The organism is Prochlorococcus sp. MIT 1201 (genome assembly GCF_047303415.1).
GTDB classification, from domain to species: Bacteria; Cyanobacteriota; Cyanobacteriia; order PCC-6307; family Cyanobiaceae; genus Prochlorococcus; species Prochlorococcus marinus_D.
Genome location: NZ_CP138947.1, coordinates 1,219,003 through 1,238,266, shown reverse-complemented (window position 1 = coordinate 1,238,266; position 19,264 = coordinate 1,219,003). Strand labels below are relative to the sequence as shown.

General features: G+C 51.7%; 16 protein-coding genes. 3 read left to right on the top strand and 13 right to left on the bottom strand.

From position 1 onward, the window contains the following. Window positions 1-10: 10 nt before the first annotated feature. The 4 genes from gndA to glpX form a co-directional block, all read right to left on the bottom strand. On the bottom strand, window positions 11-1,429 hold the full coding sequence (gene gndA / locus SIB41_RS05970) for an NADP-dependent phosphogluconate dehydrogenase (protein WP_413361432.1): 1,419 nt from the start codon (window positions 1,427-1,429) through the stop codon (window positions 11-13). A 176-nt stretch (window positions 1,430-1,605) separates the two neighbouring features. Beyond that, a complete protein-coding gene (locus SIB41_RS05965; RefSeq protein WP_011129945.1) occupies window positions 1,606-2,901 on the bottom strand; it encodes a glucose-1-phosphate adenylyltransferase in 1,296 nt (431 codons plus the stop codon). Between the two features lie 123 nt (window positions 2,902-3,024). Further along, window positions 3,025-4,335 (bottom strand): glutamyl-tRNA reductase, encoded by a 1,311-nt coding sequence (locus SIB41_RS05960; RefSeq protein ID WP_063397801.1) that lies wholly within the window; start codon window positions 4,333-4,335, stop codon window positions 3,025-3,027. 31 nt (window positions 4,336-4,366) lie between these two features. Continuing rightward, entirely contained in the window at window positions 4,367-5,371 is a 1,005-nt protein-coding gene (gene glpX, locus SIB41_RS05955) for a class II fructose-bisphosphatase (RefSeq protein ID WP_011129947.1), read from the bottom strand. Window positions 5,372-5,583: 212 nt separating this feature from the next. On the opposite strand from glpX, the gene rpe reads away from it, so the two are divergent. Beyond that, on the top strand, window positions 5,584-6,267 hold the full coding sequence (rpe, locus tag SIB41_RS05950; protein WP_011129948.1) for a ribulose-phosphate 3-epimerase: 684 nt from the start codon (window positions 5,584-5,586) through the stop codon (window positions 6,265-6,267). 85 nt (window positions 6,268-6,352) lie between these two features. Here rpe and ccsB read toward each other — a convergent pair whose 3' ends face one another. The 7 genes from ccsB to SIB41_RS05915 all read right to left on the bottom strand — a co-directional run bounded on the left by ccsB (window position 6,353) and on the right by SIB41_RS05915 (window position 12,851). Next, the gene (gene ccsB / locus SIB41_RS05945) at window positions 6,353-7,309 is read right to left on the bottom strand and encodes a c-type cytochrome biogenesis protein CcsB (protein WP_036915410.1); all 957 of its coding nucleotides are present in this window, start codon (window positions 7,307-7,309) and stop codon (window positions 6,353-6,355) included. Window positions 7,310-7,348: 39 nt separating this feature from the next. Next, window positions 7,349-8,563: an LptF/LptG family permease gene (locus tag SIB41_RS05940; protein ID WP_413361209.1), complete on the bottom strand. Its 1,215-nt coding sequence runs from the start codon at window positions 8,561-8,563 to the stop codon at window positions 7,349-7,351. Continuing rightward, window positions 8,560-9,288 (bottom strand): LPS export ABC transporter ATP-binding protein, encoded by a 729-nt coding sequence (gene lptB / locus SIB41_RS05935; RefSeq protein WP_413361207.1) that lies wholly within the window; start codon window positions 9,286-9,288, stop codon window positions 8,560-8,562. Before lptB ends, SIB41_RS05940 begins: the two co-directional genes overlap by 4 nt. Further along, the gene (locus SIB41_RS05930) at window positions 9,285-9,722 is read right to left on the bottom strand and encodes an LptA/OstA family protein (protein WP_413361205.1); all 438 of its coding nucleotides are present in this window, start codon (window positions 9,720-9,722) and stop codon (window positions 9,285-9,287) included. The genes lptB and SIB41_RS05930 overlap by 4 nt, the downstream gene beginning before the upstream one ends. A gap of 51 nt (window positions 9,723-9,773) precedes the next feature. Continuing rightward, window positions 9,774-10,163, bottom strand: a complete 390-nt coding sequence (locus tag SIB41_RS05925; RefSeq protein ID WP_413361203.1) for a DUF309 domain-containing protein — start codon at window positions 10,161-10,163, stop codon at window positions 9,774-9,776. A gap of 8 nt (window positions 10,164-10,171) precedes the next feature. Further along, entirely contained in the window at window positions 10,172-11,974 is a 1,803-nt protein-coding gene (typA, locus tag SIB41_RS05920) for a translational GTPase TypA (protein WP_011129954.1), read from the bottom strand. 145 nt (window positions 11,975-12,119) lie between these two features. After that, window positions 12,120-12,851, bottom strand: a complete 732-nt coding sequence (locus tag SIB41_RS05915) for a M15 family metallopeptidase (RefSeq protein WP_063420122.1) — start codon at window positions 12,849-12,851, stop codon at window positions 12,120-12,122. Between the two features lie 109 nt (window positions 12,852-12,960). On the opposite strand from SIB41_RS05915, the gene chlP reads away from it, so the two are divergent. Next, window positions 12,961-14,367, top strand: a complete 1,407-nt coding sequence (gene chlP / locus SIB41_RS05910; RefSeq protein WP_011129956.1) for a geranylgeranyl reductase — start codon at window positions 12,961-12,963, stop codon at window positions 14,365-14,367. Between the two features lie 17 nt (window positions 14,368-14,384). On the opposite strand, the gene glyS is transcribed toward chlP, so the two are convergent. Continuing rightward, window positions 14,385-16,550, bottom strand: coding sequence for a glycine--tRNA ligase subunit beta (gene glyS, locus SIB41_RS05905; RefSeq protein WP_413361201.1), 2,166 nt, complete (start codon window positions 16,548-16,550; stop codon window positions 14,385-14,387). 96 nt (window positions 16,551-16,646) lie between these two features. On the opposite strand from glyS, the gene SIB41_RS05900 reads away from it, so the two are divergent. Beyond that, window positions 16,647-18,443, top strand: coding sequence for an NADPH-dependent assimilatory sulfite reductase hemoprotein subunit (locus tag SIB41_RS05900; protein WP_413361199.1), 1,797 nt, complete (start codon window positions 16,647-16,649; stop codon window positions 18,441-18,443). Here the strand turns inward: SIB41_RS05900 and SIB41_RS05895 are convergent. Next, window positions 18,398-19,156, bottom strand: a complete 759-nt coding sequence (locus SIB41_RS05895; RefSeq protein WP_413361198.1) for a M15 family metallopeptidase — start codon at window positions 19,154-19,156, stop codon at window positions 18,398-18,400. The two genes, SIB41_RS05900 and SIB41_RS05895, sit on opposite strands and share 46 nt — an antisense overlap. Window positions 19,157-19,264: the final 108 nt, after the last annotated feature.

The window sequence follows — 19,264 nt, the reverse complement described above, 5'->3', positions numbered from 1 at the left end:
CACGATCTCCTCAGTCCAGCCACTCAGTATGGAAGGTTCCTTCTTTGTCAACCCGCTGGTAGGTATGTGAGCCGAAGCAATCGCGCATGGCCTGCACCAAATTCTGTGGTAATCGTGCCGTGCGATAGCTATTGATGTAATCGAGCGTGCTGCTGAAGCAAGGCACTGGGATACCGGCTTCAGCTGCGCCGGCTACCACCTTTGCTAGGCCCGGCAGGCGACGGTTCACTTGCTCAGCGAACCAAGGATCGATCAACAAGTTGGAAAGCTGAGGGTCAGCATTAAAGGCATCCTGGATGCGCTTCAGCAGACGGGACCTGATGATGCAGCCACCCTTCCAAATCTGCGCGATGGAGGGCAAATGCAAGTTGTAGTTGTATTCAGCAGAAGCTATACGCAGTAGCTCCATGCCCTGCGCGTAACTAGCCATGCAAGACAACACGACGGCGTCCATGAGCGGTGCCATGCCATCTGCGGAACTACCAAGATCAAATGGTTTGATCGCTGACCCATGCAAAATCTGCTCAGCGGTAATTCTTTGAGGCTTCATTGAGCTCATCACACGGCCATTCAGAGAGGCGTAAATGGTTGGCACTGAAGCTCCTAACTCCAAGGCACTGACAACGGTCCATAGACCAGTTCCCTTCTGGCCTGCCTGATCCATAATTTTCTCAACCAGGTCACTTCCATCGTCAGGATCCTTGGTGCGCAAACACACTTCGGTGATCTCAACCAGATAAGAAGAGAGCTCTTCTGAGGCATTCCATTGCGCCAAGACATCAGCCATCTGGGTACCGGTCATGCCACCAACACGCTTCATCAGGTCATAGGCCTCGGCAAGAATCTGCTCAATGCCGTACTCGATCCCGTTGTGGACGGTTTTAACGAAATGCCCAGAACCTCCAGGACCGATGTAGGTCACACAGGGACCATCCTCCACTTGGGCAGCCATCTTGCAAACAAGGCTCTCAATCGCCTCATAGGAGGTTTTTGTTCCGCCTGGCATCATGCTCGGCCCTTCAAGTGCACCCTTAGCCCCACCGGAGACACCCATCCCGATATATCCAAAGCTTTTGCTCTCTAACTCGGCGACACGTCGCTCGGTATCACGAAATTCTGAATTTCCACCATCGATGAGTAGATCACCTTCCTGCAGATAAGGGGAGATCTGCTCAATAACGGCATCAATAGCCGAACCTGCCTTGATCATCATCAGAATTCGACGGGGTCGTTCGAGCTTGTCGACGAAATCTTGAAGGTCCTTGGCACCCTGAATGGCTTTATCAGACCCAAGCCCTTTAAGGAACTCCTCTGTTTTGGCGTAGGTGCGGTTGTAAACGACACTAGAAAAACCATTGCGCTCTGCATTGAGCACAAGGTTTTCGCCCATCACGCCAAGACCGATCAAACCGAAATGTGCCTTGGACATCGCCAGTGAAACGATCAACTGGCGTCAGTGTGACCACAGCAACTCCAATCTGCTGTGATCTGTACGGCTATGTCAGGGTTGAACCATCCTCGCTGTAGATAAGAAACCGTAGAGATCATCACCAAAATTTCCAAAAAAACTACTTGGATCTTGTGTTGATTCAGCCTCGGGCAGCATCAAATCACGGTGCCATCAGAAATGGTGGCATTTTTGACCACTACCACGATCCCATTGCGGATGTAGAAGCCCTCATCAGCACGATCGGCTTCCTCAACGTGATCCTTGTTGACGATCGTGACGTTGTTGCCGATGCGTGTGTTCTTGTCGAGGATCGCACCCTTCACGGTGGTGCCTTGGCCAACGCCGAGCGGGATGCCTCCTCCTTGTCTTAGAAGAGTGCGTTCCTCGGATGATTCATAGAAATCAGAGCCCATCACCAGGGAATCTTGCAGGACCACATCGCTCTCAACTCGGCTTCGCACACCAAGGACGCAATGATGAATACTGCAGGATTTGAGGATGGATCCCTCTCCAATAATTGATTCCGTGATTTGCGCATCGACCAGTTTTGTTGGCGGTAGATAACGGGGTCTTGTATAGATCGGGAACTTCTCGTCATAGAAACTGAAAGGTGGATTGGGCTGCTGGGTGAGAGCCAAATTTGCCTCATAAAAAGCTCCTATCGTGCCGATGTCTTCCCAGTACTCATCGAACACATAGCTTTGCAGCCGGTCTCCTCGAGCTAGAGCCTCAGGAATCACCTCCTTGCCGAAATCCTTGTGAGAAGGGTTCTTATGCAGCAAATCGAAGAGAGTGGCGCGACTGAACACATAGATCCCCATTGAGGCGAGATAGGGCTTGTTCCTTGCTGACTCAGCTGACAAGCCAAATCGAGAGGTATCGACGGCCATGGCCTTGAGGGATTCACCCTTGGGCTTTTCACGGAACTCTTGGATGTTGCCATCGCTATCCGTTCGCATGAGACCAAATCCCTCAGCCTGTTCTGCATCAACGGGAAGAGCCGCCACTGTGAGATCAGCACCTGAGCGACGATGGTGCTCCACAAAAAGGCTGTAATCCATACGGTAGAGCTGATCACCAGAGAGGATCAGATATTCATCAACATCCCATTCCTGAAACAACCACTGATATTTACGAACTGCATCCGCAGTCCCCTCAAACCATGAAGGACTTTCTGGGGTCTGCTGTGCGGCAAGAACTTCTACAAAACCTTGACCAAAGGCAGCACTGAGGTTGTAGCTCTGTCCAAGGTGCCGATTCAGAGAAGCGCTGTTGAACTGCGTCAACACATACATCTTGTTGATGCTGGAGTTAATGCAGTTGCTGATTGGGATGTCAATCAGACGATATTTGCCTGCAAGAGGTACGGCCGGCTTGGCCCGCATCTTGGTGAGGGGGTAGAGGCGCGTTCCAGCTCCTCCCCCGAGAATGATGGCCAAAACACGCTTCATGCTGCCCCCGCAAATCGGCGTTGCGCAGCAAACTTACCGGACGGTTGGCCATCTAAAGCTGTCTGCTGCGAAGATCCAACAAGACTTCTGCAAATCAAGACGCAACCAGAATTTGTCATAGAACTACCCATCCTCTAGTGGTGGATCTAACTCAAACAAACTCGCCACCACACGCAGAGCCTGTTGCCGCTCTGGACGAGCCTGAGGAGCCCGTAGCTGAGTGACTGGGGTATGGAGAATTTTGTTAATGATTCCTTTGCTTAAAGCCTCAACGACTTTGCGCTCTCGAGCAGAGAAATCAGGCCCCATACGACTGAGCGCTTTTTGTAATTCCTCTGCACGAATAGCCTCAAGGGTCGCCCTCAAGCGATTAATGGTTGGAACAGCTTCAAGACTGTCCCACCACTCTAAAAACAGACGCGTCTCTTCTTGGAGCACAACCTCTGCTTCTTTGGCCATCTGTTGGCGGGCCTCCTGATTACGAGACACCACCTCATGCAAATCATCCACATCATGGGACTCAACACCGGGTACATCGACCACATCTGAGGCGATGTTGCGCGGCACGCCGATGTCAATCAGACGAAGAAAACTGCGGCGCTTGAGCTGCTTGAGCAGAGATGCATCAACAATCGGATCATCAGCAGCCGTACTGGTAAATACCAATGAACAGGTACTTAGACAATGGTTCAAATCATCAAGGGGGCGACACTCAACGGGGAGCTCAGGGAAATCAGCCGATAGATCCTCAGCTCGTTGCCGCGTGCGGTTCAGCAACATCACCCCAGAGCAACCTTTCGCCTGAAGATGTTGAAGCAGTAGTCGGCTCATCCGCCCCGCACCCACCACTGCGACCAACTCAGATTCCAGAGTCATCAACTGATCTTCTCCTTGCGCCTGGCCAAGTTTCAGTTGGGCTAACTCCACAGCCGCAGAACTAATTGAGACAGCCCCCGTACCCAGATTGGTTTCACTGCGAACTCGTTTGCCAGTACTCACTGCCTGAGTGAGCAAACGGTTAAGAATCGGGCCCATGGATTTGTGCTCCTGCCCCAATCGCACCATCTTCTTCACCTGGGAAAGGATCTGCCCTTCTCCTAAAACCAGACTGTCCAGACCCGCAGCCACCCTCATCAAGTGGGCTACTGCTTCATCGTGATGAAAGTTGAACAGATGGGGGGAAAGATCTTCCGTTGCCAAACCTGAATGTTGGCCTAGAAAATCACTGATGGCGGAGATACCTCGTTCAGGGTGACGAACCAAGGTGTAAATCTCAAGCCGATTGCAGGTGCTAAGGATCGAAACCTCAAGGACTTGATCGTTGCCGCGAAGAGTTTGCAGGGAGGTCTCCATTGTTTGCTCAGGGATGCTGAGCTTTTCACGGATTTCCACCGGCGCCGTGCGATGACTTAAGCCGACGACGGCAATGTGCATGGAGACGTCCCTTAGATCTTGTCTTGGATGGTTAGCTCAGAGCGATGCTCTTAGCTCCATCCTTGATATGCACGGTATTGGTAAACCGAGCTGTGTTGTCAAGAGTGCTGATCACCAAGCTGCTAGTGCGTGTGCAGTCAGGCTCGAACTTAACTCCATGGAACAACAGTCCATCAGTGATCCCACTACCCGCAAAAACAACATTTTTGCCGGAAGCCAGTTCTTCGGCTTCATAGATCTTGTCAACATCAGTAATGCCCATCTCATTGAGGCGGGCAATGTTGCCTTCTTTGGTGTAATCGGCCCACTCACTGGTTTGAGCAATGGCGGGGTCATACACCAGCTGGCCCTGAAAGTGACCACCGAGAGCACGCATTGCGGCAGCTGAAATCACACCCTCAGGAGCAGCACCGATGCCCATTAGACAGTGGGTGCCGGTGCCGGCAAACCCACAGGCAATGGCAGCTTGAACATCTCCATCTGAGATGGGTTGAACACGTGCACCAGTGGCACGTATCTCAGAAATCAGGCCTTTGTGACGAGCTCGATCCATCACGACAATGGTGAGTTCACTCACGGCAAGCCCAAGACACTGGCTAAGGATGTTGATGTTCTCGGTGGCAGATTTGCGAATGTCCACCTTGCCTTTTGCTGACGGAGGGGCCGCTAACTTTTTCATGTAAAAGTCAGGAGCATTGAAAAGGCCACCGCGATCAGAGGCGGCCAGTACAGCCATCGAACCTCGCTGGTTGTTGGCGCAAAGATTGGTGCCTTCGCAGGGATCGACGGCAAAGTCAACGCCTGGGCCGCTGCCGCTGCCAACCTCTTCGCCGATATAAAGCATCGGGGCTTCGTCGCGCTCCCCCTCACCGATGACGATGCGACCCTGCATTTGGATTTGTCCCATCCGCTTGCGCATGGCTTCAACAGCTGCTGCATCGGCTTCGTCTTTCTTGCCGAGACCAGTCAGATGTGCCGACGCAATGGCAGCTTGCTCAACGACCTCGAGAATTTCCTGAATAAGAGTGCGATCCACTGGTATGCGGCGGTGGGGATGGGTGTGACGACCAAAGAAACGAGCAGGGCTGGACTGAATTCACGGGTCAGCGTTATACGCTGATCATGTGAAAGGACCCGATGCCGCAGGGGTTCTCGGCTCTAAAGCGCTGCTCACTGTATCAGTGCCGGCAACAACGAGAATGCCCATACAGCCGATTCCTAGAATCGCCCACTCCCTAACCCCGATCGATGAGCACGAAGCCCCTGGTAATCGCCCCTTCGATCCTCTCTGCCGATTTCTCCCGCCTAGGAGAAGACGTGCAGGCTGTAGATCAAGCCGGCGCAGACTGGATTCATGTGGATGTCATGGACGGCCGATTCGTGCCAAATATCACGATTGGTCCTCTGATCGTTGAAGCACTAAGGCCTGTGACCAGTAAGCCCCTAGATGTCCACTTGATGATCGTGGAACCAGAAAGGTATGTAGGAGATTTCGCAAAAGCAGGTGCAGATCACATCTATGTGCAGGTTGAAGCTTGCCCACACCTTCACCGCAACCTTGCGCAAATCAAGGATCTCGGTAAGAAAGCAGGAGCAGTACTCAACCCAAGCACACCTCTGGACACCCTTGAGTACTGCCTGGAGCTATGTGATCTAGTACTGATCATGAGCGTCAACCCAGGCTTCGGTGGGCAAAGCTTCATCGACAATCAAGTGCAAAAGATCCGCGAGCTGCGTCGTATTTGCGACGAACAGGGTCTCGATCCCTGGATCGAAGTCGATGGAGGGATCAAGGCCGACAATGCCTGGAAAGTGATCGAAGCTGGCGCCAATGCGATTGTGAGCGGGTCTGGCGTGTTCAATCAGCCCGACTACGCCGAAGCTATCCGAGGCATCCGTAATAGCAAACGTCCTGAAGGTGTTGTGGTCTGAAGTAATAGATGCAGCAATAACTGCATCTATTGCCTATTAGTCTTGTGGGGATTGTTGCTAATAAGAACAGATCAATATCACAAGATTAGGCTTCAAAGAACCAGCCGTAGCTGTGCAAACCAATCCCTAACAGATTCACACCGATATAACAAACAACGATCACAACGATGCCTGCCACGGCAACTAAAGCCGGACGTCGCCCGCTCCAGCCACGACTGAAACGTGTATGCAGATAGGCCGCATAAACCATCCAACAAATTAGAGCCCAGGTTTCCTTTGGATCCCAACTCCACCAGCTCCCCCAGGCCTCATTGGCCCAAACGGCACCACTGATCAAGCCAAGCGTGAGCAACAAAAAGCCAACCGTAATCGTGCGATAACTAAGGCTGTCCAACTGTTCAGTGCGGCTCAAGTTGATTGAACTCAGGCGCAGGCCATCATTCTGATCCATAGCAGATGTGGCTAGCTTTGCCTGACGAAATCCACCTGTTCCAATTGAACTGCTGCGTAGCTCCAAAGTTTGCTGGCGATCAGTAAATAGAACCGCCATTGATAAGAAAGAACCAACAAGAAGGGCAGCGTAACTGCACATAATCACGCTCACGTGCATCACAAGCCAACTGGAGCGAAGAGCTGGTACTAGAGGAGATGCCTCCTGAAGAGTTTCTGGTAATGCAAAGCTGGCAAAAGCCACACAAAGCAAAGCCATTGGTGTAGCTGCAGCTGAAACAATCGGGGAAGACAAGGAACGCTCCACCAATAGCTGCGCAAGTGTGCAAGCCCAGGCCAGAAAACAGAGGGATTCATAAAGGTTGCTGATCGGGAAGTGACCCGACTGCCACCACCGCAAAACCAATTGAGCGGTAAGAACCAAATTGGCAAGAGCCACCAGAAGTGTCACAACAGCAGAATTGCTACCTCCTGAAACCATCCAAAAAGAGATTGGTATGGCCAACAGAAGTAGGGCAAATGCAGCCAAACCAAGAGCCAAAACAGGATCCCCTAGCGAGGCGGAAAGCTCAGCCAACGTCACTCCAAACACCAGGTCCCTGCGACAACTCTCTTATTCTGCCGCTGCAGTTCAACGACTGGCCTGACGCAGCAACAGACCGCCACCTGCCAAAGAGATAAAAACAGGGATCCACGCGGCCAACATAGGTGTCAAAGTTCCCGTAACACCAAGAGAACTGAAGCTGAAGCTAAGCGTGTAATAAGCAAGAATTAATAAGAGACTGATGCCAAATCCCTGGGTCCGGCTGGTCCGAGAATTAGGTTTTGCACCAAGGCTGCTGCCAATCAGGCCAAACACCAGGCAGGACATCGGGAAAGTGAATTTTTCTTGGATACGCACCTTCAAACGCCTGGCCTCTTTACGGTTACCAGCATCGGTATAAATACTTGCGGCCTCCATGGCCTGTGCAACAGTCATGTTGTTGGCATCTTTAGGGAGTTTGGCCACACGAATTGGGCCTGATGTTAGGGGGTAGAGATAGCGATCAAATTCAACCGAAGTGGTACTACCACTTGGTGTGAGAGTAAGAATATTGCCGTTAAAAAATTCCCACATCGCCTCCTGCTCATTCCAAATAGCCCTCTCGGCCTTCAACATCTGAGTAAAATCAAGACGAGACAAATCAAGCACTGTGACATCCTCCATTTCTCCCTTAAGGAATTCCCTTGCATAAAACAACTGAGAAAGCCCTTGATTCCTTTCTTCAGCTTCTGCAGCACCAGTAATCGTTCCGAATCGGGAATAAACAACATGTTTGCCTTTCTCTGTAGCAATTGCTTTTCCAAGAGCACGCTTTATCGTCACCTCAGCACTACTATTTGTTCTTGGAACAATGACATCATTGAAGATAAAAGTTAGTCCTGTCATCAATAATGCCAATGCCAATGCTGGAGCAACGATTCGTCTGGTGCTTACACCGAGGCTGCGCAAAGCCGTGAATTCACTGTTAGAAGAAAGACGGCTATAAGCCAACAAGGTGGCCAACAAGGTGGCCATCGGAAAAGAAATCACCAGAAAGAAAGGTAACTTCAAGCTAAAAACCTGCAATGCAAAATGCAGAGGCAATCCAAACTCAACAATCTTGCGCACCAAATCAAACATCACCCCGACTGAGACGGAAACCACCGTGAAGGCCGCTATGGCAAACAGCAATACGGGTATCAACTCACCTAAAAGCCATCTATCCAGCAGCGGGATCAGCCTCCACTTGGACGAAGCCCAGCGCCACCACTTCCAAGGCCAAGAATCAACGTCTTTCAACTTTCCAAGGCGCCATTTGCTCAAAGCTGAAAACCCTCCCCGAGATAGTGACGCCGCACCAAGGGGTTGTTTGCCACTTCTTCAGAACGGCCTGAAGCAAGAATGCTGCCTTCCGTAAGAATGTAAGAGCGGTCAGTGATGGCAAGGGTTTCACGGACATTGTGATCAGTGATCAGGATGCCCATGCCACGCTCACGGAGGGTATGAATCAAAACCTGGAGGTCTGCCACTGCCATGGGGTCAACACCTGCGAAGGGTTCATCAAGCAAGAGGTAGGTAGGACCTTCTAGACCTACCGCCAAGGCACGTGCTACCTCGCAGCGACGTCGTTCGCCACCGGAAAGCTGATAGCCACGACGGTCCAAGAACAAGTTGAGATGAAAGTCTTCAACCAACTGCTCGAGACGCTCCCGACGCTGATGAGTTGTTAAATGACTTTGAGAGAGCGCAAGCTCAAGGTTTTGTCGCACGCTGAGCTGTCGGAACACACTTGGTTCCTGAGGGAGATAACCGATACCTAGACGAACTCGATTGGGCATCGGTAAATCCGCCACTGGCTGCCCATCAAGTTGCACCTGCCCGTAATCAGGACGCAATAAACCGATCACAAGATTGAACGTTGTTGTCTTGCCGGCACCATTGGGACCAAGTAAGCCAACAACCTCGCCTGGATCAAGGCGCAAGGAGACATCTTTTACCAGGTGACGCCCTGCCACGGAGAGCGCCACCTGCTCTAAACAAAGACTCATTGGGCCAAAGGTCCCTCTGCCTGTTTGTTGGAATTAAGTTGCACAGAAGTGAACACTTGAGTACCAGTGCGTGGGTCTGCTACCCCTTGCTCCTCTTCGAGTAGATAAACAACTCGCTCAGCCTGCATGGAATTTTCCCCGTCCCGAATCACATCAACATCTCCGCTAAGGACCACACGATCTTCTTTGCTGAAGTACTGAGCCTGTCTAGAGGTAGCAACGATGCCTCGGGCTGGATAAACGATGCGAACGTTGCCGATGGCGGTGAAAACCCCTGTGACGCTGTCTGCGTTTTGGATATCTGATTCGATCGTGATCAATCCGCCATCTTCTACCGGAGCAGACGGGCTGCCCTCCTGGCTTAAAGCCGCAGGGGTAGATATTCCAACCAACGCTGTCGCTATGGCGAGATGAACTTGCAAACTCCTTGTCATGACTTGAACAAGAGCAGCCAAAGCGGAACAATCCAAATCTTGATGGTTAATTTACTCAGGAAATGAGCTGTCATAGATCAGGCCTGGGACAGTGCAATCGTCGGGATTCTGTCCCTGCTGAAGCCGTTGCAAGCGATTCTCCACACAGATGCAGAGTTGATCAAGGTCAAGACCCAGGCTTGGAGTTCCTAGAGCTTTTAGACGCCCGAGGCCTTCACCATAAAGAAGGGTTGCTCCGCGACGATTTCCGCGCTGCAAGTGAAGTTGGGCAACAGCAACCTGAAGTACCCCTTGGATGGTCTGGCGTGCTTGACCGGATGTCTCATGCCAAAGCTCCTCAAAGGCGTCATGAGCGGGGTACCAATCGGCCTGATTAAAAAGCTCCACGGCTAGTAGAAAACGTGGATCATTGATCAGATCAGTAGGCTGAAATCTCTCCATCAAGAGCTTTAGCGTTTGGCCATCTTCTTGGCAGGCAACTTGCGCAACCGAATGGACTCTGGAGTGACCTCAAGCATCTCGTCTGGACCGATGTACTCAAGAGCACGTTCAAGGGTCATCTGAACAGGTGTCTGCAAGGTGTCGAGTTCTTCTGCACCAGCAGAGCGCATATTTGTGAGTTGTTTGGCCTTGCAAACGTTTAACTCCAGATCCTGAGGTCGATTGTTTTCGCCAACGATCATCCCCTTATAAACCTTGACACCTGGAGAGATGAAGAACTGACCTCGACCCTCAGCATTCTTGAGTGCGTAGAAGGTCGCAGTGCCCTGCTCAAAAGCAATCAGAACACCATTCCGACGAGCATCAAACTCACCCAACATTGGGCGATATTCAAAAAAAGAGTGGCTCATAATTCCTTCCCCCCTGGTAGCACGTACAAACTCACCACGAAAACCGATCAACCCTCGAGAAGGAACAACAAATTCAAGCTGGGTGCGACCGTCGTTACCGGTTTCCATATTCTGCATTTCACCCCGACGCACCCCCAACTTCTCAATGCAGGAGCCAACTGCTGCCTCTGGTACATCCATGACCAAGGTCTCAACGGGCTCACAAGGAGTGCCGTCAATCGTTCGGAAGATCACCTGAGGCTGGGTTACCTGAAACTCAAAACCCTCGCGGCGCATGGTCTCAATAAGGATGCCCAGGTGTAGCTCACCACGTCCGCTAACCGCAAAACGGTCAGGGGAATCAGTGTCCTCAACCCGTAGGGCAACATTGGTGAGTAATTCCTTGCGTAAACGATCTCGCAGCTGCCGGCTAGTGACGAATTTGCCTTCTTTGCCAGCAAAGGGTGAATCATTGACGACAAATGTCATCTGCAAAGTGGGTTCATCCACCTTGATTAGAGGTAAAGCCTTTGGTTCATCTGGACAGGCAATGGTCTCGCCAATATTGACTTGATCGAAACCGGCTAAAGCAACAAGATCACCAGCTCCGGCTTCTTGTATCTCAATCCGTTGCAATCCTTCGAAACCGAGTAGTTTGCTAATTCGGCCACGTTTAATGCTGCCATCATCCTTAATCAACGAAGCACTCTGACCATTACGGATAACCCCGTTATGGACCCGACCAATCACAATCCTGCCCAGGAAGTCTGAATAATCGAGAGTAGTTATCTGTAGCTGAAGAGGCTTGTTCTCATCTCCAACAGGTGGTGGAACATGACGCAGGATGGCATCAAATAGTGGCTTCATTGTTTGACTTTCAGTTGCCATATCCGGCTTGGCAAAACCACCCATTCCACTGCCGAACAAGTACGGGAAATCACATTGGTCATCATCTGCACCGAGTTCAACAAACAGATCGAGCACCTTGTTGACAGCGGTTTCAGGATCCACCCGCGCACGATCAATCTTGTTGACGAACACAATCGGCCGCAATCCCTGCTCAAGCGCCTTCTTGAGCACGAAACGCGTCTGTGGCATAGGCCCCTCGTTGGCGTCAACGATCAGCAAACAGCCATCAACCATGCCAAGCACCCGCTCAACTTCACCGCCAAAATCGGCATGACCAGGGGTATCAACAATGTTGATCCGCGTATCGTCGTAGGTAACGGCCGTGTTCTTTGAAAGGATCGTAATGCCTCGTTCCCTTTCCAAATCATTGGAGTCCATGACACATGTGGGTACAGCCTCGTTGTCTCGGAAGATCCCGGACTGAGAGAGCAGGGCATCCACCAAGGTTGTTTTGCCGTGATCCACGTGAGCGATAATTGCAATGTTGCGGATCGCCTTGGCCTGGGCACTCATGGGTCAGAGACTTTCAAACGGAAAAGGAAACGCACACAGGCGTAGTGGCGGAAGGATATCTCAATTTGATATTCGACTTAACTTCTAGGCCCCTTCCGCTAGCTAATCAAAACTTCTAAGACCGAAAAAAACTTCTTCAGTTCATTCATTCCAGTTGATGAGCCGATTCAAAGAGTCTCAGAGCAGAAGCTGAACCCTCAAATCGCCAATGCCAAGGCTCATAAGTCACCCCCTGTGGGTTATCAAGGGGAAAGGAAAGGACAAAGTGATAACTAGCAGCATGATCCTGTAGCCAGCGGAACGCCCTCGTGGCTTCGAAGCTTTCAGACAGATTCGCTTCAGGAATCGTCCCGTCACCAAGATCAATGGCATAGCCAGTGCTGTGTTCGGAATACCCTGGAGGTGCAGAGACCTTGGCCCGTTCGGCTGCTGTCTGGTTCCGGTCTGATTTGATATCAAAAAAGATTCGCTCTTGTAGGTCGTGAGAGCGGTAGCCACTCAACAGCCTCAAATCAACACCATCTGCTGAAGCCGCAGCACGCATGGAACTCAATGCATCAGCGGCTTCGTGATGAAGCTCAATCCCAGGCTGCATGAGAATTCGATCCTGTACTGAGGCTTCTGGATAAGGGAAATGTCCGAGCAGACGTCCGTCAGCAGTAGGACGATCCTGGATGCCCTCAACAGGAGCTGGACCCATAAGCCCAGCAAATAGCCACGGGCCGAACAACACAGCTGTGATGGAACCTCCAAACACCATCAAACAAGCCACCAATAATCCCAATGAACCACCCCTTGCCCGTCTCTGAGGACGCGACCGACGAGCAACGGGAATGTCATCTCGGCTGATGCGTCGAGCGTTGATTGCTCGAGCCACGAAGTTGATGCAGAGTTATATAGATCGTAAGGGGGGGCGCCAGGGGGCCCCAAAATCTCTTTCAGGGAAGTAAGTTTTACTTAAGTGATTCCGCGGAGCGGATCTGAACATGCTGCGTGTTGCCGTTGTCGGTGGTGGTCCCAGTGGATCCTGCGCCGCAGAAGTTCTTGCCAAAGCAGGTATCCAGACCTGGCTATTCGAACGCAAACTCGATAACGCCAAGCCTTGTGGTGGAGCGATTCCTCTTTGCATGGTGGATGAATTCGACCTGCCCGAGTCGATCATCGACCGCAAGGTCCGCAACATGAGAATGATCTCTCCATCAAACCGTGAGGTGGATATCACTCTGGACAAGGTTTACAGCCCAGACGACAAGAGTGAATACATCGGCATGTGCCGCAGAGAGGTCATGGATGCCTTTATGCGAGATCGCGCCGCCAGCCTCGGAACTAACTTGATTAATGGACTCGTTACCAAAATCGACACTGGCTCTAATCGTCAAGGTCCATACACAATCACTTATTCCGACTATTCAACTGGTAAATCCACTGGTGAAGCCAAAAGCCTCGAGGTTGACCTCATTATTGGCGCTGATGGAGCCAACAGCCGTGTAGCAACTGCCATGGATGCCGGTGACTACAACGTGGCCATTGCATTCCAAGAGCGCATCAAGCTGCCAAATGAAGAAATGGCTTACTACGAAGATCTTGCTGAAATGTATGTAGGCACTGATGTGTCACCAGATTTCTACGGTTGGGTGTTCCCCAAGTACGACCACGTTGCCGTTGGCACAGGCACCATGCAGAAAAATCAGACCTTAATAAAAAGCTTGCAAAAAGGAGTACGCGAACGGGCTAAGAAACGACTTGTTCATGGAGAAGTAATCAAAGTTGAAGCCCACCCGATTCCTGAGCATCCTCGTCCACGCAGGGTTGTTGGCCGCATGGCTCTTGTTGGAGATGCAGCGGGCTACGTCACCAAAAGCTCTGGCGAAGGCATCTACTTTGCTGCCAAAAGTGGCCGCATGTGTGCTGAACAGATCGTGGAATCGAGTCGGTCTGGTGAATTAATCCCCTCCGAAGCTGATCTCAAGAAATATCTGAAAAAATGGGATCGTAAATACGGTTCTACTTACATCGTTCTGTCAATACTCCAAGCCATCTTCTACTCGAATGACACTGCCAGAGAAGCCTTTGTCGCCATGTGCGATGACATGGATGTGCAACGCCTCACCTTTGATAGTTACCTTTACAAAAAAGTTGTTGCGATGAATCCATGGCAACAGATCAAACTCACACTGCTAACTGTGGATGCACTCGCACGGGGAATTTTCCGTAACCAAACAAGCTATAAACCTGTTCCCAGTGCTGTGCGTAGCGACGAAGAAGTGAATGCCATGCTGGAGATCAAAACCATCACCGGCGGTATCAAGGTAGACAACAACAAAGATGCCTCCAAGCAAAATTTGGCATCAGAACAAGAAGAACGTGACCCTGCTGTTTCAAACAAATCCTAAGCCTGAAACAACCACTTTTAGCCGCTGATTTGGCTGAAATCGGCCAGCTCACCAGCTTGGTTGCGCAAAAGGCTAAGCAGATTGAGACGGTTTGCGCGTACAGCGAGATCTTCACTCATGACCATCACACTCTGATCACCATCAAAAAAAGCTGCGAGAGCTTCCGAGCCAGCAATCAGGCCATCTGCTAAATGGCGGTAGCGTTCACTTGAGGAATCCTTGGTGATTGGTTCAAGAGCCTCGAGCACCTTCAACATCTCCAACTCACTAGGCTTTTCAAACAAACCAGGATCAACGACCTCAGCCGCACTCAGTACGGTTGCTGGTAGGTCCCCTTTCTCTGCTAAGCGTGCCGCTCTGGTAACAACAGCCTGAACCGCCAGCAACTTACCCGTGCGGCGCATCCTCACGAGTAGATCCACTCGCATTCGCGCATCTGCAGGGTCAGAAAGAAGACGATCGATCAAAACTGTTTCACCAGCAACCGCCTGAGCTAGATCAGTATCGGTTCCTGCCTCCTCCAGCAGGCTGAGCATCCGCTGGCGAAGAAACTCACCCAGCTCAGCCGCCAAGGTGGATGGTGTGACCTTGAGATGCGGTAGGAGCTTGCTCCAATGGTTCGTCGCTCGTTGCAATAAGGCGAGCAGATTCAGCCGCCAACCCTTCGACCAAAGGATTTGCAAAAGACCGTTGCCGGCCCTGCGCAAGGCATAGGGGTCTGAGGAGCCACTAGGACGGTCACCCTTGGCATAGATGCTGAGAAGCAATTCCAGGCGTTCGGCAAGGGCAAGCACTGCTCCCGATTCCGACTCGGGCAAAGCATCCCCTGCCCCACGTGGCAGGTAATGCTCCAAAACGGCAAGGGCTACTTCTCGAGGCTCTCCTTCCGCTAACAAATATTTCGCTCCCATTACGCCTTGTAGCTCGGGAAATTCGCCCACCATCTGACTAACCAGATCGTGTTTACAGAGATGGACGGCTCGACGCACTTGTACAGAAATTTCAGCAGAAAGATCCAGCAGCTCAACAAGCACATCAGTGAGCCATTCCATGCGCTCAACTCGATCGAGCAGAGAACCAAGGCCCTCGGCAAAGGTCACATGCGCTAGCTTTTTGCGCCGCTCGATGCTGGCTAAAGATCGATCGGCCTCGACAAAGAATTCTGCATCAGCCAGCCTGGCTTTGAGCACCCGCTCATTGCCTCGTCTTACAGGATCGCTTGCCTTCGCGAGCCCATTGCTGATGCAAAGGAATCTGGGCAGAAGACTGCTCTTGGCATCGAGAGCAAGAGGGTCATTGACAGCATCAAGACGGTAAAGGGGCACATAGCGCTGATGCACTCTCATTACTGTGCTGAGCACTTCAGCGGGTAGATCTAGATATGACTTGGCGAAGGCTCCCTCTAAAAGCAGAGGTGCTTCCACTAGGTCGGTGAGCTCTTCGAAAAGATCATCAGGACAATCAGGGCATGCCTCAAGACCAGCAGCAGCCGTATCAATTGCATGACGGATCAAGGTGCCACGTTTTTGCCGATCGACCTCTACACCAACCTTGGCGAGGGTTTGTACGTAACTGTCTGCAGAAGGAATGATGACAGCTTGATCATGAAGTCGATGGCCCCGACTCAGGTTCGCTGCACAAATCTCTGGGTCGCTGCCGTCAAGGCAAACAGGGATGATCTGCTCATCGAGCAGGGCCACAAGCCAACGAATCGGACGAGAAAAACGCCTTTCACCTTCGCCCCAGCGCATAAAACGTCGGCCTTGAAGGCTACCTATCCACTCAGGGATCTGGTCTGTTAGTAGTTCCATTGCAGAACGCCCATGCTCAAGCACGGTTGCAAACACAAAAGGTCCCTTCGGGGTCTCCCGAATCTCGAGATCCTCTGGTTTCAGCCCACAGCGTTTGGCAAAGCCAGCGGCTGCCTGGGTTGGCACACCATTTTTGAAAGCTTGGCCAGCCGGTGGACCCTTGCGTACTTCCTCTAGATCAGCAGTAGCGCTGGCCAAGTTTTCAACCAGCACGACAAGTCGCCTTGGCGTACTCGTGCATTGGATCATTCCGTAGCTAAGACGCAGACCTTGCAAGTCACGACTTACCATCTGCTCCAGTTGGGGTAAGGCAAGCCGGGCAAAATCAGCTGGCAGCTCCTCAGTCCCAATCTCCACTAGAAGGGTCGACACGGAGGCGAGCAATCAAGACCGCCCAACTGTATTGAAGGGAGCAGCTCAACAGGTCGTGTGCATTTCGCTACGGTGTATTAGGAAAATTTTGACGCCGTGACCGAAGGGCAGACAACATCTGGCCAAGCGGCAGATCTCAAGTTCGCAGCTTGTCTCGCCAGTGGAGCAGAGCTGAGCAAATTTGAACAATTCAAGGCTGACAGCTGCTACTTACTAGACCCCCTGGCTGCTGAACTTGAGAACAGCAGTGATCACTTCAGCAACGACGCCGTTCAGCTGCTCAAATTCCACGGAAGCTATCAACAGGACAACCGAGATAACCGCCAGAAAAGTGCGGGTAAGGATTGGCAAATGATGCTGCGTCTGCGCAGCCCTGGCGGACGTATTCCACCAGCACTGTTTTTAGCCTTAGATGATCTGTCCAATCGCCTTGGCAATGGGAGCCTGCGGGCCACTACCCGCCAGGCGTTCCAGATTCATGGGGTCCGCAAGGAGGACCTGCGCGAAGTTATCAGCACAATCATCCGATCAATGGGATCAACCCTGGCGGCTTGTGGTGATATCACTCGCAACGTTATGGCACCAGCAGCTCCCTATGAGAAAGGTGGTTATCCAGCTGCCCGACAACTTGCCAATGAAATCGCCGATGTTCTCAGCCCAACGGCAGCGGAGGGGTCCTATCTGGACCTATGGGTGAATGGAAGTGCGACCTACCGCATCCGCCCCTCCAGGAGAGTGAAAAAAGTTCGTACCCGCCAGCATCAGGGCAACGTCTTCAGTGGAGATGCCAAGGAACCTCTCTATGGCACGACCTACTTGCCGCGCAAATTTAAGTGCGCTGTCACCGTGCCAGGCGATAACTCAGTTGATCTCCTTACCAATGACATCGGTTTAGTTGTCTTTACTGCTGCAAACGGTGAAATCAAGGGTTGCAATGTCTATGTGGGTGGCGGCATGGGGCGAACCCACAACAATGAACAGACATTCGCCCGCACAGCTGATCCTCTTGGCTATGTGGCTGCAGAGCATGTATTGGATTTGGTGCAGTCGATTTTGGCCTTGCAACGCGACTACGGAGACCGAAAGACAAGGCGTCATGCCCGCATGAAATATCTTCTCAATGATCAGGGGATCAGCTGGTTTAAACAGGAACTCAAGAGCAAATACTTCCTTCATCCAATCAAAGCGTTAAGGCCTGAACCAAAGAGCAAACTTGAGGACTATCTGGGCTGGCATCAGCAAAGCTTTGGCCAATGGTTTGTTGGTTTGCCACTGCTCTCTGGTCGCTTGGAAGGAGATCTAAAGAAAGGACTCCGCCAACTGGTGGAGACCTTTCAACTTGAAATTCGCCTAACACCGAATCAGGATCTATTGCTCTGCAATATCGGGACGTCACAACGATCTAGTGTGCGCAAAGCTCTAGCCGCTTTAGGCATCCGCGCCCCAGAGGCTCCTGCGATGCTGGCACGGCATGCAATGGCTTGCCCTGCGTTGCCCTTGTGTGGTCTGGCGGTAACCGAAGCAGAGAGAACCCTGCCTGCCTTGCTTGAGCGAATTGATGCTCAGCTGCGACGTCTTGAAATTACTAAATCGATCCTGATCCGCATGACAGGTTGTCCCAATGGATGCGCTCGGCCCTATATGGCCGAGCTTGCTCTAGTGGGAAGTGGTGTCGATCAATATCAACTCTGGCTGGGAGGCACCCCAAATCTGCAACGTCTTGCCAAACCCTATCTACAGCGGATGCCCCTCGATCAACTCGAGAGCACGCTTGAGCCCCTATTGCTGAGCTGGAAGCAAGCTGGTGGTCGACGCAGCCTCGGAGATCATGTCAACAAACTTGGCGATCAAGCCGTCCTTGGTTTGCTGTCTGGTAAAGGACAGGCTCCATAGATTGCTTCAGCGACACCCGTTCTCCACGCCCAGAGTTGATCTCCATAGCTGAAATGCCACCACTCATTCGGGTGCTGAGAAAACCCAGCTTTACCCATGGCCTCTGCTAAAACTTTTCGCCTGTTGTGCCAGAGGTAAGCCTCTGATTGAGGCTGATCGAGCGCAGCTTCGCGGTAGTGATCCGGTTCTGAAATGCTGCCAATAGCATCGATCTCGCTACCCATATTCAGAGCTGTTCCCTGGCTATCAGCAAGGGTGAGATCCACGGCAGCTCCAGTGCTATGAGGAGGTGGAGTACAAGGATCGAGGCTGGGCGGAGCCCAAAACCTGCCAACATCATCAATGACCCTTTGCAGCTCCTCGGCCTGACTAGGGTCGTCGCGCTTCAGTTTGCGTTTGAGGCATTCCTTAGCGATGGCATGCTCGACCATAAAAGCTTGAACCGGAATCGGTCGCCAGGCATCAAAAATGGCAAGGCAAAGTTCTGGATGCTCTTGCTGCAGTTCATCTTGAGCACTCAGCAGCCGATCAATCACACTCTGACGCAGCCGAAAGGGATCAGCATCTACACCATAGGGGGCACCTAAGGATGCATAGGGATGTGGCTCCAATCGGGGCAATGAAAGAGGGATTTGATTGAGGCACTCCCCGCAATCACGAATGGGCCTATCACTCCAAGGGCGCAGCAGGAAAAAAGTTCGCGCCGACAACATTTCCACAGCGATAACCTAGTTTTCCACAAAGCAAATCTCGTTGATGCTGCGAGATTGGAAATTGGTACAGCGAACCAACATCAAGCAAGTAAAACCTTGACAAACAGT